We start from the raw sequence: 14,141 nt of genomic DNA on the forward strand, positions 1-14,141 counted from the left end.
TCTTCTAGACCTTTTCCTGGACCAGACTGAGATCCGAAACTCGACGCTCCAAGAACCCTCCGCGATTGAGCGTGAGACCGTTCGCGAGGCAGACCGGACCCGATAGCTCCAGGAGACACCAGATCTTGCCTCCTTGACCGTAGTCGCGGATGGCGACGATCGCGCCGTAAGCGATCGCGAACTTGAGAATGAGCGCGAGTTCGCTGTCGCTTGCGAGCAGATCCTTCATCTCGGTTTCGAGAACGGCGACGGCGTTCGCACCGGCTCCCAGCGGAGCATTCGGCTCGGCAGATACTTCGCGACAATCGGCAACGATCCGCTCGATGAGCGCACGCACCTTGCGGGCAAAAGGGAAACCCCAGGAATCGATCATCTGTCCCGACTTGTCGCGAAGCGCACCCTGCTGTTGCGCGGGTGTCAGCGCGGGATCCTGATTTCTGATCGCCTTGGTCTCCATCCGCTCGACGAGCGCGCCGGCCAACTGGAGAAAGACTTCGGCATTTTCATTGCTGGCATCGCAGAGATCGTCCAGCCCGAAATGAAATGGTCGATTGAACAATTGATTGAGGATGAGGCGAGCGGCATCGGCGATGGTGCTCTTGACCTTCAACGGCTGGCGCGGCTCTGGATCGTCAGCAAAGAGATTCCCCGTCTGTCCGGACGTCCGGACCGCGTACCGATGCAGGAGCACTCGGGTCATTACGAGTTGGACTTCTTCGCCCAGATCGAGCGATTTCGCCCCCTTGACGTAGCGTTCGACGGCTTGCTGAATTTTCCGCCGTCTGTCGGGCGAGATCTGCAGCTTTCTCTGTTCGCGATCGATAAGTGCGCGCAATTCACTCACTTGGCTTGCCGAAAGCCTTGGCGACTCCTCGCCAAGGAGATCCTGGAACCGATTGTAGTTCCGGTCGCGAAGCGGCTGTACGAGACGGAGATATCGGTCGGCCATGTCGGCGGCCATCTTGCGGAACTGGCGACGCTCATCGAGCCGCACGACATCGGTCTGCATGAAGATGTCGAGGTAGTCGCGCTCCACCTTCAGGCCGGGCAACGCATCAGCGTCGGTGGAGCGGAAGACCGCATTCGGCGAAAGCGCGTCCATTCGCATCATCATCCAGCGCGCGAAACGTATCTCGCGACGTGCAAGGGAACGGAAGAGTGCCTCGAACTGGTCGGGATGCAGGGTATGGACGTCATCGAGTATCGTCAGGGGTTTCAGACGACAAGGTTTACCGTCCCAATCGATCTCGATTTCTCGAATTGCCTCGAAGGGCTGGTAGGGCTCGCGCGCTTCTTCGGCGATATTATCCAGAGAGGGTGGAAGAAGGCTTGCTCCGACGGAATAAACGGCGCGTTCCACGCTGCGCGCGCGGGCCACGACGTTTTCTGCGTCAGATCCACCGATCTGTTCGAGCTGTGCCCCTGCCCCCTCGCGCGGGATGAACCTGATGTCGCCTAGACGGCGCCGGCGGTTTGACGTCAGGTTACGAACCAGCGCAAGGATCGTCCGAGCCTGGATCAAGGCCAGGACGAGCTTGGTCTTGACCGCCGGCTCGTAGGGCAGCTCCCAGAAGTCCCGATATTCCGATTCCATGGGAATTCTGACTGCCGCGATTTTAGGGCGCTCGTTCTCCGTGAAGCCACAGCTCGCCAGAACGGAGGCAAGCGACCGATTGTTCTCGCTGCTCTGGTCGCGAAGAATCGACTCGACAAGCCGAAATTCTACCAAGCTTGCCATCATGGTCTTGCCGCTTCCCGGGGTTCCAATCACCCGAACCGGATGATCGAAAAGAAGCGACCGTTTCTTGTGCTTGGCTACGAACGTCATCAACGGCTCCGGACTGACGATCGCAAGAAATGCGGAATCGTCTCGAATGTACTCCGTCGCGCGTCTCAGAAAGGGATTGGTCATTGCAGAGACCCATGTCTGTCGCGTCGAAAGAAAAGAGGCCGCATCGGATGTGCGCCACCATTCCCCGTGGTTTCTGCCCACAATAACGGGACGCTGTTGTTCGGCGTATTGTGCTCGAGAACGATTGGGAGAGCGCAGTCGGCATATCCGAGCTTCATGTCGCTCTGACCAGCTTCGCGACAGTGCTTCTCCGCGCGAGTGAATATCTCGTGATCGTAGTACTTGTCACCCAGGTTGAGCATCGGCCCGTCGACGGGCTGCGCCAGAGGGAGCGAGTCTGGCAGGAGCAAGCTCTCCGTGACCTTGTAATCTGAACAGGTCCATTCACTCCATTCCGCTTTGGCGATCTCAAGCCGCTCCACCAGAGCCAGCTTCGCCTGGGCGCTCGAAATATAATGATGGATATGCAGTTCATAGTTATCAGCAATCGGGAAACCATCGCCGACAATGCCGCGCGCATCACGGATCAAATCGTTAAATTTCTTCAGTTTTCCCTTCCACTCGCCATCGACGTTCTTACGAATGAACGTTGTACCTGACGCGGTAAAATCGTCGATCAGGTAGACGCAATCGAATCTTTCGGACGGCGTCATCCCCTCCGCCTGCTGAAGATTTTTGCTGAGATCGAGCCACTTCTCCTTGTCAACATTCATCATTGGCACGACCTGTTCGGTCGAGATTCGCCCTGAATTCGCCCGTCGGAGCATATCGATGCGACTCCCGTCGCTCATCCCGACGAACAAGGTCTTGCGCAAGCATCGCCTAAACGCATCCGCGCCGCTTTTTTCAGCCCATACTTCGTACGGTTTGATGCCAAGCTGATGTGCCACCGTTCGTCGGAGATGAGGGGTGACGACCTCGGGCAAGAAGGTTTCGACCAAGCATTGCATTTCGGGCAGCGAGATATAGACAAGGCGCCGCTTGATGAAGTCGTATGCGGCGGATCGGTCTTCCGGAGCGAATTGCTTGAGCCAAGTGGCCAGACTTTCGAGAAAGCGCACGCCTGCCCGGAAGTACGAGTATCCGTCGTACTTCACCGCGGACATCATTCGTAGCCAGGCATATTCGTGAGTTGCTACGGCCTGATCGTCTTCTGGCCAGCCCATCACTTCAGCTAGAAGACTCAAAGCCATCCTGTCGTTCAAATGAGCCTCTTCTGTAAGAGATTCGTCTCTGAAAACTGCCCCGAATCACCACTTGCACGTGGACCAGTTCGCACTGTTATAATGGTAGCGGAGAACCGAGCAACCGATGGTGGATTATTGTAGGCGTCGCGACCGTATTGAGGGGTTTGAGGGCGGCAAGGACAAACGGCCAAAGCTGCTCCTGGCGCCATTTCCTCGTCTTGTCCCGATCCGACTCCCTTCCGCCCGACAAGCTTAAGCCGGGAGTACCTGAGACAACCGCCTCCCTGTTTCGGCACCTTCCTGTGCGATGCAATCGGTGAGCTGGACAGTACCGCTGTACCGCATTCCACAACTTCTGATAGCTTCCCGGCATCGGGCATCCAAGCCCTTGAGGAACGCCCATGTCCGTAACCTCAAGACTGACAAAGCTGACGACCAAGCCCGCTACGCCAGAGCATCAGGAGGAATACGACAAACAGACCGGCGAAAAGGCGGATGATCTTGGCAATTAACAGCGTCCAGGCATCACACCCAGAGGCCATTTCTGTCGCTGAGCTTTTGATCTCATCTGGTCATGAGACCATCAGAGAAGGTGTCAGATTTTTTGCCGATTTCCACAATGATCGTTTCCTGCGGGTCAACGATGTCCTCGAGTTCAGGAAAATCTCGCTCCCATTGCATTCTTAGACGCTGCGTCGCTCGAAACTCATCGATCCTACGTAACGAGTTATAGCGGTGCCGGACCAACTCAGAATCCATCAAAGCTTTAAGAACGGCAGTCACTGCCCTCTCCCGAGCGACCGGCGGTTTTTCAGATTCAGGGACGGCCTCGAGCGTCTCTAGTACATATTCATTGATTACGGCATCCAATTCGATTCTCATCGCACTCTCCATGCTCTGACTTCAATGAGAAAGCCACTTCGAACTTTAAGTTCACGGGCACCGTTATCCTTTTTCATTTCGCACTCCTATTTCTAGAAACATCTTCGTCAGGCATGATGCAACACCTGTTGCACGACATCTATTTACAGGATTGAGAAATGTTGCCGACACGAGTCACCCAACACGCACTGATAAGCTTTCTCTCAAAAACTGCCCAGTTCGAGACTGATAAGGTTTCTGCGAAACCGTTATCGGCACGAGCAATCGAAGGAACGGTCGAAAAGCAGGCCGAGCCGAAACTCGGCTTAGCCTGGGTTGATACCAACTTCGCCAACTTATAGCCGACGTGAGCAACGAATGTCCAACGTCGCGCACTAGCGACTACACTGATTCACAATAGTGGACCAACTTTTTTACCGCCCGCAACGGTACATCAAGCTCTTGCGCTAGCTCATCCATCACTCGTAGTAGATCTTCAGCGATTCGCATAAACGAGAGAGGTTCACTGGCGCTATCCATTTGGCGATAATATTTCCGGATTCGCTCCAACATCGCGCGTATTTTTTTCTGCTGTTCTAAATTCATATTCTCTTCGTCAGTGGCCTTAACTAATTCTTCCAAGTGGACCACAGCGTCCGATATCGAAACTTGAAGGGCGGAAATGTCTTCGTACAAGCTAAAGGCCCTGAAATGCGATTGTTGCAACAACTCCGAAGCATGCTTAACTTCAGCCCACAGCGCATGCCTAGCTAGAAAGTGACCACGCAACTTTTTCTGCTTCTTTTTCGATTTCATTTTGACATTCCAATCTATGATGAGGTTGAGATTCACAACGGTCTTTGTCGTCGCGAACTACTTTACAAGATTGATTTTGACCTATGCGTCCGACCAGGTATCGAGCTTGCCCAGGGCGTACGAATTGAACCATCCGCTTCATGACTGATAAGAAAATTCTGAAAACCTTATCAGTCTGCAGCATGCGAGATTTCCGTATGCCGCGAGATTCGAATGTTCTAAAATCTTGGCTCAATCAGGTTGAGCAACATGGCAGGCAAACAGGCCAAGACCCTATCGACCGATCACATCGACGATCTCTTGTTTTTCGCCGAGCGTTCTCGGCATCCGCTTCGCAACCGCCTTATCGTTCTTCTCTCGGTGAGGGCTGGCCTTCGGGCGGCAGAAATAGCCAAATTGAGCTGGGACATGGTCCTAGGCCCCAGTGGCCAAGTCAGCAGCACGCTCGAGCTGCAAGACAAGATTGCAAAAAAAGGCAGCGGGCGGTCTATCCCCCTTCACAAGGACATTCGCGAGGCACTAATCGAAGCCCGTCAGGTTTGCCGCGATCATGGTCCGGTTATCCGGTCGGAACGAGGCGGCGCCATGACGCCGATGAGCATCGTCGTCTGGTTCAGCCGGGCCTACGAGTCCCTCGGCTTCGATGGCTGTTCCTCGCACTCAGGTCGCCGAACCTTCATCACCCGCGCCGCCCGCGTCGTACATAAGGCCGGAGGATCACTGCGCGACGTTCAGTTGCTGGCGGGGCATCGATCCATTCAGACAACTCAGCGCTATATTGACGGCGACAGCGACGCCCAACGGAGGCTGGTATCTCTGATCTAGCAGCCAAGCACCCACCGTCGCGGCTCGAACGCTCCGCAACGCGCCATAACCTGCCCGCCCATTCCTCCAACCAGATCGCGCGAGCCGAAGCACTAATTCGGACTGTATGCGCGGTGGCAGGGTCGACGTCGTTTCTCGATGACCTCGATACAGAAGCTCGAGAGGCAGGGTTGGATCAAGCCGTTGCCCTTGGTCGCTCGCCTGCGCTTTTCGACTGGCTCCTCACGACCTTCAGCTTCCAGGGCATATCCGACCGAGTCGCCCACGAATATATGGACAAGCACGGTAAGGCGTCCTGGGCTGAAATGGAGACGAGCCTCGAGGCAACGCCTACCTGCCCGAAGCTCCGTGGATATTGGGCCTATGAAGGCTGCCGGTACGACAAGGGCAGCGCTACCTGCTCGGAGCCTGACCATATCGAAGGCTGTCCCGTACCCCGCCCTCGCCTACGCAATGGACGGTTAAACCAGACCGCATATAGCCTTTACCTGTTCGTGCGGGATATTGCCGGCAGCGATCTCATCGGCTGGATAGACAGCCAACTGGAGGGCGCCGCAGGCCCGTCTGGAGCCAACCTAGAGGCGGCCCGACAGGAGGCTCTCATCGGTCCCCTCCGGAACGTCTACGGCATTTCCGACAAGATACTGACGATGGGGCTGTCCGGCCTGCTGATCGGGGCACGTAACCATCGGCCCGTCTGGTTCGAGACGGGCAAAGCCATGATCGCAATTGACACCCTGGTGCACAACTTCCTGCACCGCACCGGCATTCTCCAAAGCTGCGGCGCTTCGCATAACTATGGTGCGGCCTGTTACTTGCCCGGTGGCTGCGCCGAGATCATCAGGACCGTCGCCAACCGTATTGACGCCCGCGCCTTTAATGCAAAATTCCCGTCGGCATTCCCAAGGTTCGTACAGCACGCAATCTGGCGCTTTTGTGCGGCTGATGGTCTGAACCTGTGCAACGGCAACCGAATTGACGACATAAAGCCGTGTCAAATTGACTATTGCTACATCTATCAGAAATGCGGCCGCAAGCCATTGAAATAGCTGTATTATTGACGATTTTATCGTTTATTATTCGCTTGAGGTGGCTATATATTGGTATATAATTAGCCTGCACAGTCGAATTCTCGACTTTGCGATTTTTTAGACTAGGAGATACTTCCATGATTACTTGGAGACCGCCCGACCGAACGTGGCCTAGCCACGGCAACTCAGCAACCGCAGACCAAGGGGCCCTATCATCGGGCCCCTTCTGTTTTTAAGGAGGGAAAAACATGGGAAAACAGCAAGACAAGAAGACGACTGCGACACCCGACAAGTTCTTCGTGTTCGGCTTGGACGACAAGGGCAAGCCGCGGGGTGCACGATTTGCGGAGTTCAATGAGCGAGCGTTGAATTTCGCTCTCGATCTCAAACTGACTGGTATTCATCCGGCGTCGCCAGCCTTTACCGAAATTGGGATGAAACTACCTCCCGGAAGACTCTACTCATCGGGCAAAGCGTTCATCCCGAACATTCGCAGGGACCTGGTCGACAAGCTCCAAGCCGCATTAGCTACCCCCGGCGACGAGAGCAAAACGCACAAGCCGGCGGCACCGCCAGAGGGGCAATCCGACGAGACAATGGTTCGTACCGTATCCCCGATTACGTCAGGTCTGCCTCGAAGCTGGGAAGGTGTCGGCGTTGGCCACGTCGTTCTGATTCACGAGAGCCCCACTGACGGCTGGTGGGAGGCCACCGTGGAAGCCAAGGACCTCGAGATCCTCACGCTGCGATTTCGTGACTACCCCCGGCAGCCGAGATTCCAGCGGCACATCTCTCAGGTTGCCTTGATCAATCCGGGACCGGACGCATAAGACCGCCCCCGCTCGAAGCATAAGCCCGGACTACGGCCCGGGCCCTCGAACTATGCCATCTCCTGAAGGGCCCCATCACGGCTCTGACACAAACAATCACATCAATATGGAGACTCAACCATGTCCATCACGGATACGGACCGCATACGTACGCTTAACGACCAACTCCGACGGCAACTGCGAGGTGGCAAGGCGGTCATGACGCCCGGTGTCGCCGCACTCGGTTCGGAAGCAGTTCAACGGCTGGTCCAGACCATTGCGATTTTCGAAGATTTCTCTACCGCCAACGATCCCCACGGCGAACACGACTTCGGGGCTTTTGAGTTTGATGGAACGCCCGTAATTTTCAAAATTGATTATTACGACAAAGATATGAACTTCCACTCGCCTGATCCCGGCGACCCCGCGGTGACCGAGCGGGTGATCACCTTGATGTTGGCTGAAGAATACTGAGCTTCGACAACTAGTCGCTCAGGAGTTTTGCGAGCGGCACTGAAAGCGCCCGGGCGATTTTAGCCATCGCTAGAAGACTGGGATTACGCCGTCCGCGCTCGATCCCACCAATGTAAGTCAAGTCAAGCTCCGCCTCGAAGGCCAGCTTTTCCTGGGTCATTCGACGCTGCTGCCGGATACGCCGGACGTTCTTACCAACAATGACACGCCAATCCTGCATTTGCAGGATGGAGCACCATCGGGCATATAGTCTCTAGGGACTATATGCCCGATTAGTGAGATTTTGACATCAATCGCGGGTCGGGCACGCCGACACATACTCTAGATCAGGAGACGAAAATGACTGAACAATTCGCTGCACCACCGCCAATACCAACCACAACCACGAAACCAAGGAGCAAGTGGCGATGGCTAAAGATTACGATTGGAATCGTCGCCGCAGGATTCCTAGCAATAGGAATTATCGGGAGTTATAACCCTGTCGAACTAGAGCTGCGAAGACGCGATCTCTTTGACGCGGCACGTGACGGCAAAGTCTTGGAAATAACCAACGTGGGTAGAAAGCCGATCAAGCTTGTCAGCCTCACAATCAATGATCGGCCCGACTGCAACGTCCACCGGCTTGATGCTATCCTTGGTAACAGCAAGCCGCTGTTTCCTTCAACTCTGGATGTAGGGGATAAGGTTTCTATATCTGGTTCATGCCAAATTATTCGTGCCGCAGTAGAGACGGATCAAGGTTCCAAAACCTACTCATTCAATCGGTGATAGCTGTTGTGAGGCCGGGCTTTCGTCACCGAAAGCCCGGCTTCAACGCTCACCATCCAGCCCACGATTGACGGTTGGCAGTCTAACATGGCCTTCAGGCACCCCTTGGACACTGCCGAAGCCGTCAAAGGAAAAATGTACGGCGGGACCCCCTATCGCTCGACAATTCTCTCATGTTTCTACGAGCACAAAATGCGAAGCAAAACCCAGGTGAAACGGTCGCAATTTGATGAACTCTATGTGTTGCGACTTAATTCAGCCGGAAGAGCATGCGGCGCTCGGTTCGCAAGGTTAGAGGACAACGTTGTCTCCGCCGCTCTGGACATAAAGTGTCGCACGCTCCTCCTTCCGCCATCGACTGTGTGCGTTATTGGCATGGAGCTACCGGAAGGACGCCTGTATCGAGGTCGACTAGTCATGCCGCGGATCCAACGCGGGCTCTACAACAGAATATTGAGAGCGGCGCGCATCGCCGCGCGGCAAGAAAGGACCCGAGCAAAAGCTGCGGCGCTGAATCAATCAGCATACATAAAAGCGCTAATCGCGGAAGCGAACTCAGCAATAGCGGAGGGCCGCAAGATGCGACGCGTCCGACGCCAGCCATTGATGTTGAGCAACCGCCCTTCAAGGACGCGTCGAGCATCCTGATAATCGGTTGTGACACTTTTGGCAGTCAGATGGATTTCTGCAGAGGATCTCGCGCGAACACATGAAAGGCTCGAAAACCTGCGATTTGTCGCTTCAGAAGAAATCCTAATTTCTCGATGATCGCCTGAAAAACAATCGGAGAAATTGCGATGCCCTATATCAAGGCAATTCCACCACGCGCCGAACGTCACATTTCCTTTGATCCAGCGGCCACGATCCAACCTGCAACCGAAGCAGCCGCGCGATTGAAACAGCCCGTTGGGCGGTTCGAAATCTACGATTTCCTGAAAGCTATCTACCGAGTTTACATCGATTGGAAACGCCGCAACATTGTGAAACGGTCGGCACGCACACTCGCCGACGAAATGAACATCGCTCGGCGCACGGGCATGAGCCCGATCCGTGTCTTGATCGAAGCGACACTCCCCAGCGCGGATTTCAAGCAAAAGAGCCGCTGGGTCCGGGCACTGGAGTACGTCCATTCAGAAAACGTGTCCCCGTCCCGGTTCCGAAAGTTCGTCCGCGCCAATGGCGGGTTGGCCGGCTGCGCGCGGCTGGCCGCTCAGGGGCATCGCAGACGGCGACGCCCGCGACGCAATCACGGAGAGGGTGACTGGGATGACTAATCCGATGGCCTTGACCGAACCATGGAAAAGTGCGGAGCCCGAAAGCTCCCACTAATCGGAGCTCCGTTCCATCCTCCATGGCCGCCGTCGCGGTAAGGATCGCACGGTGGATTCTTAGGCTAAGTACCTTTCAACAAAGTCGGCAGTATTTCCGTCTTCATCCTCTACCAGGATGCGGCTTGATGATCTTTCGAATTGACACAAGCCATTCTTTTTTCCACGATACTCAAACAATCCCATCTCATACATCGCAAAGAGACGAAGAACGTAAGAGGTCACCTCCTCGACCACTTTACCATTGGCTTGCAGAATCTCAGAAAATTCATCGGCAAGTGTCGAAATGGCTATCGGAGCTTCGATTCTTTCGAGTTCATCAGGAACTCCACGTGGCTTCACGCCGATGCAGTTCTTCAGACGATGCGACAGCCGCCAACGTAGAACCTTGCGTCCTCCTAGCTTTTCACCTCTGGCGATATCGAATCGGACTAGAGCACCCATAATATAGTGCATTCTGTGAAATCGCGGCAAAGTCGCGAAATTCGGAGCGTGCTCCAACAGATTGAAATCGAGGGCTCCGGCAATCTCAGCAACTATCGCATCTAGTTTCACTTTCATGACCATCTCCTTTGTTGGCCGCGACATCGCGGCTGATCGTCACAAGGAGTCTTTACAAGATTGTTTTTCTGACCAGCGCATCGCTCATCCATGGGCCTGGCCGGCGTCCAGCATGTTCCCCCAAATAAACGATACCAAGAACACGTTCCGGCAAATGGTGCCGGGCCGGACGAGCGCGTTTAGCCGGCCGACTGAACCTTGAACGGAGGCGCGCCCCGGCGCGATCGAAACTCGGACATCCAGCGCCAGCGACCATAGTCGCCACTCGCCTGCACGGAGCCCACCGCATCGACTGAGCGCGACATGACCGGAATGAAAGAGCCCTGCCGGTCGCGGCAAGGCTCACTCTCGTCACTTCAGTCAGCTTTCCCGGATCGGAACTAGACCTGATCCGGGAATTCACGAACGAGCTTGCCATCGACCAACCCGCCACCTTTTCCTTCTGCATCGATTTCTCGTGCGTCCCGTGCTGTCATGCCTTTCTCCACTACAAGCGGGTTGTTGTGATAAGATCCCCACTGCTTATGAAATGGCGCAACGCCAAAACGGCGGCAATCGGCGATAACATCGCGAACCCATTGCGGCCGCAATGTACGGGCACCCGCACCGCTTTCTCCCCCAGATATCAGCCAATCCGGCCAAAACCCGTTGGACGGCAACCGCACCGGCCCAAGAGCAGGCTCGTAAGAAATGAAGCGAATAACCGCTGGTACTTTCTTTAGCCGCTTCCACCGGAAATCAAACCGTGTTTGATCTTCTGCCGTTGTTCCGAGCCAAACGTTGGAATACCCACCGCGCCAATCCGACGGCAGCATTTTTTCTATATTTTCTGGTCTTTTCGTAACCACCAGCCAATCTAAGTTACTGCACTTGCGGATTAAGGCGAACAAGTCTTGGCGCCACGAAGAATCAACCTGATTGTCAAAGACATCGGCGAGCGAAGCGCAAAATACCCGCGGTCGACGACCATTTTCCTTTCGAAACGTGCGGGCTTGCGCATTCCACTGGATAGGCTTTTTCCAATTTTGTTCTGACGTTCGTTTGCGCTCGCCGTGCGCGCCCCACTGCACCTTTTTGTATCGATGGTCCATCATTGCCTCGGCGTAACAATGGTCACATCCCGGCGAGACTTTTTGGCAGCCGATCCATGGATTGAATGTATGATCGCACCACTCAATTTTCGAATTCTCACCCATCGCAAATCTCCAAAGTTCAGAGCATCGCTCTGCCCGAAACACTGGTCTCGGTCGTATCCTTTACAAGCTTGCTTCACCACTCAAGGCTGGGCATCCGAGACATTGACCAGCACACATCGCCAGTGAACATCCACACCGCGGTATCGATCAGTTGCTGTGGTGGGCCTACATGGGGCAAGCTCAGAACCATGGATCAGAAAAGCGCTTACGACGTGATTTCACGACCGAGATCACTTCTCTTGAAGAGAAGTCGAAATCCTGCGAGAGGGCCGAATTTCGAAAAATAGCTGGTGCGGCTGCTGTTCACAGATTCACACGGTTCACATGAGCTACGTTCGAAGCGGCTTGGCTTTTCTTTCTAGCAAGCGGATAATCCGACGCATTTGCAGTGTTCTGTAGTCGCTTTGTCAAAATGGCAGGTTCGGGACCGTAACTACCCACTTCGCGCACCTAACCTCGCCTTCACCTGACATTTCTCGTTGACATCCAGCGCCACGCTCGGCCTCTCAACCATCGCCCCCTCTGCGCTTCACACGGTCTTGTAAATGGACGCGTGTGAACAATCAGAGGAGTGCCAACGATGGCTTGGAATAGTAAAAGCGATAATCCCTTAGCTAATATCGAAATAGTCGGTGAGGGTTTCGATGACCTGGGTCGTCGCTTCATAAAGCTAAAGGTGAAGGGGTCAGACCGCGACCTTCCACCATATTCAATGGAGGATATTCTGAAGCCTGAACGCCTCTATCGTGAACTCGGTGATGCTGGTTGCAAACTGTTTTCGCGAAACCTGCAGAACCGATTGCAGGACATACTGCAGAACTACGAGCAAATCGGCGCACCGAACTTTTCAGTCGTCACTCGCTTGGGATCATTTCGGAATTTCTACGTTCGGCCAGATGAAATAATTGGCAATCCGCCCCTTCTGATTGAACTCGCTCTTGGTTCCCTCGATTCCCACATGCTTCAAAAGTATCGATGCCGGGGGGCATTGGAAAACTGGCAAGATAGAATCGGCAAGCTTTGCACCGGTAACTCCCGCCTTATGTTTGCCGCCAGCCTCGCTTGCACCGGTCCGATCCTGCCGTTCGTCTCTGGGCCCCGTACTGGCGGCTTTCAAATTTCCGGCAAAGCTGAAGCCGGCAAAACCGCTGCGGCAATGGTTGCTGGCTCAATCTGGGGCTGCCACCGCGACTCGATGCGAAATGAAAAGGGCTTTGCCGAAAGCTGGAACACCACCGGCAACGAACTGGAACGGACAGCGCAGGCTCACAGCGATGCCTTGTTGATCCTCGATGAAACGAACATCGCCGGAGGAACCGATAAGGATCGCGCGCTGGCTGTTCTTGGCGGTGCGTTTCGGCTTTCGGAGAACACGCAAAAGGGTCGCCTCAACGCACCGGAAAGGGCGGCTTGGCGTCTCTATTTTCTGAGCACCTCGAACCTCACGCTCGATGAATTGGCGGACCAGGGCGGCGTCCTAATTGATGAACAGCATCGCGGCCGCTTGGTGGATGTCGTTCTCCCATCAGGCCAAGGCACCTTTGGCATCTACCAGGATCTCCATGGGTTTGCTGACGGTGCGGCGCTCACTGACGCCATCAAGTCTCGGTGCCGCACGGCGTTCGGCACGCCCGGCTACAGCCTCATCAGTAAGCTCTACAAAGACAAGAACAGCAGGTCCGCGGCAAAGAAATTCGTGGCCGCGCGCCGGAATTACTACGTTAACCGCGCGCGAATAATGGCTGCGGCGAAAGGGCTCAAACCCCTTGAGCGCGCGATCGCTCGGTTTGCTACCGTCTACGCGGCGGGGTGCCTCGCCATCAATTACGGCATCTTCACCTGGGGCCGAAAGGATCTTTTGCGGGCAATCCTTAGCTGTCAGCTTGATGGCTTACTTCAAGCCCGGGGCACGACCGATAAAATCACCACTCTCCGCCAGCAATTGATTGATCACCTCGTTCAGAGCCGGCGGCACTCTGTCTCCCTAAATGGCAAAAAGCCTGCGAGCAGCGACCACAAATTCGGCTCCGTGCCGGGCTATAGCCACACTCATAAGGGAATTGATTGGCTCTATTTGACGTCGGATCAGCTGAAGGCGGTCATCGGCACGGACAAGGCTGCAGGCCGGCTAAAGAGGCAACTGGTTGAGGAAGGTGTTCTGGCGTGCACCGGGACGCGCGCCCTAGTTCAGCGGCCCATCTTCAAGGCTAAGGGCAACAAGGGCTACCGCTGGGTTCATGCCTTTCGCGCCTCTTTGCTCGAAAACTCAATCGATGCTCCACGCCGCCTAGCGTTGAACAAGAACAGATGATCGGAAAATTCATATCGCGCCATCCAACGGACAAGTTCCAGGTGTTCGGAGAGGTTAAGCGGCACCGCTTTGGCCTTCGTGGGTCCGCGTTGCTGATGTGGTCGGTGGTACGTCGTGAACTT

The 14,141-nt window shown here is 55.0% G+C and carries 14 protein-coding genes; 7 read left to right on the top strand and 7 right to left on the bottom strand.

Annotated features, from left to right (window positions below):
* Nucleotides 1–4: 4 nt before the first annotated feature.
* The 4 genes from Q7T45_RS01860 to Q7T45_RS01875 all read right to left on the bottom strand — a co-directional run bounded on the left by Q7T45_RS01860 (nucleotide 5) and on the right by Q7T45_RS01875 (nucleotide 4,716).
* Complete coding sequence (locus Q7T45_RS01860) at nucleotides 5–1,828, bottom strand: hypothetical protein (RefSeq protein ID WP_304866768.1); 1,824 nt, start codon at nucleotides 1,826–1,828, stop codon at nucleotides 5–7.
* 80 nt (nucleotides 1,829–1,908) lie between these two features.
* A complete protein-coding gene (locus Q7T45_RS01865; protein WP_304866771.1) occupies nucleotides 1,909–3,057 on the bottom strand; it encodes a hypothetical protein in 1,149 nt (382 codons plus the stop codon).
* Between the two features lie 546 nt (nucleotides 3,058–3,603).
* Nucleotides 3,604–3,921: a hypothetical protein gene (locus Q7T45_RS01870; RefSeq protein WP_304866775.1), complete on the bottom strand. Its 318-nt coding sequence runs from the start codon at nucleotides 3,919–3,921 to the stop codon at nucleotides 3,604–3,606.
* Nucleotides 3,922–4,302: 381 nt separating this feature from the next.
* Nucleotides 4,303–4,716, bottom strand: a complete 414-nt coding sequence (locus Q7T45_RS01875; protein WP_304866778.1) for a hypothetical protein — start codon at nucleotides 4,714–4,716, stop codon at nucleotides 4,303–4,305.
* A gap of 249 nt (nucleotides 4,717–4,965) precedes the next feature.
* Between Q7T45_RS01875 and Q7T45_RS01880 the strand changes: the two genes are divergently transcribed.
* The 4 genes from Q7T45_RS01880 to Q7T45_RS01895 all read left to right on the top strand — a co-directional run bounded on the left by Q7T45_RS01880 (nucleotide 4,966) and on the right by Q7T45_RS01895 (nucleotide 7,855).
* Complete coding sequence (locus Q7T45_RS01880) at nucleotides 4,966–5,541, top strand: site-specific integrase (protein WP_304866781.1); 576 nt, start codon at nucleotides 4,966–4,968, stop codon at nucleotides 5,539–5,541.
* A 170-nt stretch (nucleotides 5,542–5,711) separates the two neighbouring features.
* Nucleotides 5,712–6,590 carry a hypothetical protein gene (locus tag Q7T45_RS01885; RefSeq protein WP_304866785.1) on the top strand — a complete coding sequence of 293 codons (879 nt, stop codon included), beginning with the start codon at nucleotides 5,712–5,714 and terminating at the stop codon, nucleotides 6,588–6,590.
* 230 nt (nucleotides 6,591–6,820) lie between these two features.
* The gene (locus Q7T45_RS01890; protein WP_304866788.1) at nucleotides 6,821–7,402 is read left to right on the top strand and encodes a hypothetical protein; all 582 of its coding nucleotides are present in this window, start codon (nucleotides 6,821–6,823) and stop codon (nucleotides 7,400–7,402) included.
* A 120-nt stretch (nucleotides 7,403–7,522) separates the two neighbouring features.
* Nucleotides 7,523–7,855, top strand: a complete 333-nt coding sequence (locus Q7T45_RS01895) for a DUF3768 domain-containing protein (RefSeq protein WP_304866791.1) — start codon at nucleotides 7,523–7,525, stop codon at nucleotides 7,853–7,855.
* Between the two features lie 10 nt (nucleotides 7,856–7,865).
* Here Q7T45_RS01895 and Q7T45_RS01900 read toward each other — a convergent pair whose 3' ends face one another.
* Nucleotides 7,866–8,015: a helix-turn-helix domain-containing protein gene (locus Q7T45_RS01900; RefSeq protein ID WP_304866794.1), complete on the bottom strand. Its 150-nt coding sequence runs from the start codon at nucleotides 8,013–8,015 to the stop codon at nucleotides 7,866–7,868.
* A 179-nt stretch (nucleotides 8,016–8,194) separates the two neighbouring features.
* On the opposite strand from Q7T45_RS01900, the gene Q7T45_RS01905 reads away from it, so the two are divergent.
* Nucleotides 8,195–8,623 (top strand): hypothetical protein, encoded by a 429-nt coding sequence (locus Q7T45_RS01905; RefSeq protein WP_304866796.1) that lies wholly within the window; start codon nucleotides 8,195–8,197, stop codon nucleotides 8,621–8,623.
* A 797-nt stretch (nucleotides 8,624–9,420) separates the two neighbouring features.
* Entirely contained in the window at nucleotides 9,421–9,897 is a 477-nt protein-coding gene (locus tag Q7T45_RS01910) for a hypothetical protein (protein ID WP_304866799.1), read from the top strand.
* Nucleotides 9,898–10,011: 114 nt separating this feature from the next.
* Here the strand turns inward: Q7T45_RS01910 and Q7T45_RS01915 are convergent, their stop codons facing one another.
* Both Q7T45_RS01915 and Q7T45_RS01920 read right to left on the bottom strand, forming a co-directional pair.
* Nucleotides 10,012–10,512: a hypothetical protein gene (locus tag Q7T45_RS01915; RefSeq protein ID WP_304866802.1), complete on the bottom strand. Its 501-nt coding sequence runs from the start codon at nucleotides 10,510–10,512 to the stop codon at nucleotides 10,012–10,014.
* Between the two features lie 380 nt (nucleotides 10,513–10,892).
* The gene (locus Q7T45_RS01920) at nucleotides 10,893–11,708 is read right to left on the bottom strand and encodes a phage Gp37/Gp68 family protein (RefSeq protein ID WP_304866810.1); all 816 of its coding nucleotides are present in this window, start codon (nucleotides 11,706–11,708) and stop codon (nucleotides 10,893–10,895) included.
* 580 nt (nucleotides 11,709–12,288) lie between these two features.
* On the opposite strand from Q7T45_RS01920, the gene Q7T45_RS01925 reads away from it, so the two are divergent.
* A complete protein-coding gene (locus Q7T45_RS01925; RefSeq protein ID WP_304866813.1) occupies nucleotides 12,289–14,019 on the top strand; it encodes a DUF927 domain-containing protein in 1,731 nt (576 codons plus the stop codon).
* The last annotated feature ends 122 nt before the right edge of the window (nucleotides 14,020–14,141 follow it).

Origin of the sequence: Bradyrhizobium sp., assembly GCF_030646015.1 — a bacterium.
Classification (GTDB): Bacteria; Pseudomonadota; Alphaproteobacteria; order Rhizobiales; family Xanthobacteraceae; genus Bradyrhizobium.

Bases quoted from the DNA above. Each gene is read 5' to 3' on its own strand.
- Q7T45_RS01905 (WP_304866796.1), top strand. From the start codon at position 8,195: ATGACTGAACAATTCGCTGCACCACCGCCAATACCAACCACAACCACG.
- Q7T45_RS01915 (WP_304866802.1), bottom strand. From the start codon at position 10,512: ATGAAAGTGAAACTAGATGCGATAGTTGCTGAGATTGCCGGAGCCCTC.
- Q7T45_RS01875 (WP_304866778.1), bottom strand. From the start codon at position 4,716: ATGAAATCGAAAAAGAAGCAGAAAAAGTTGCGTGGTCACTTTCTAGCT.
- Q7T45_RS01870 (WP_304866775.1), bottom strand. From the start codon at position 3,921: ATGAGAATCGAATTGGATGCCGTAATCAATGAATATGTACTAGAGACG.
- Q7T45_RS01925 (WP_304866813.1), top strand. From the start codon at position 12,289: ATGGCTTGGAATAGTAAAAGCGATAATCCCTTAGCTAATATCGAAATA.
- Q7T45_RS01900 (WP_304866794.1), bottom strand. From the start codon at position 8,015: ATGACCCAGGAAAAGCTGGCCTTCGAGGCGGAGCTTGACTTGACTTAC.
- Q7T45_RS01895 (WP_304866791.1), top strand. From the start codon at position 7,523: ATGTCCATCACGGATACGGACCGCATACGTACGCTTAACGACCAACTC.
- Q7T45_RS01880 (WP_304866781.1), top strand. From the start codon at position 4,966: ATGGCAGGCAAACAGGCCAAGACCCTATCGACCGATCACATCGACGAT.
- Q7T45_RS01920 (WP_304866810.1), bottom strand. From the start codon at position 11,708: ATGGGTGAGAATTCGAAAATTGAGTGGTGCGATCATACATTCAATCCA.
- Q7T45_RS01890 (WP_304866788.1), top strand. From the start codon at position 6,821: ATGGGAAAACAGCAAGACAAGAAGACGACTGCGACACCCGACAAGTTC.
- Q7T45_RS01860 (WP_304866768.1), bottom strand. From the start codon at position 1,828: ATGACGTTCGTAGCCAAGCACAAGAAACGGTCGCTTCTTTTCGATCAT.
- Q7T45_RS01910 (WP_304866799.1), top strand. From the start codon at position 9,421: ATGCCCTATATCAAGGCAATTCCACCACGCGCCGAACGTCACATTTCC.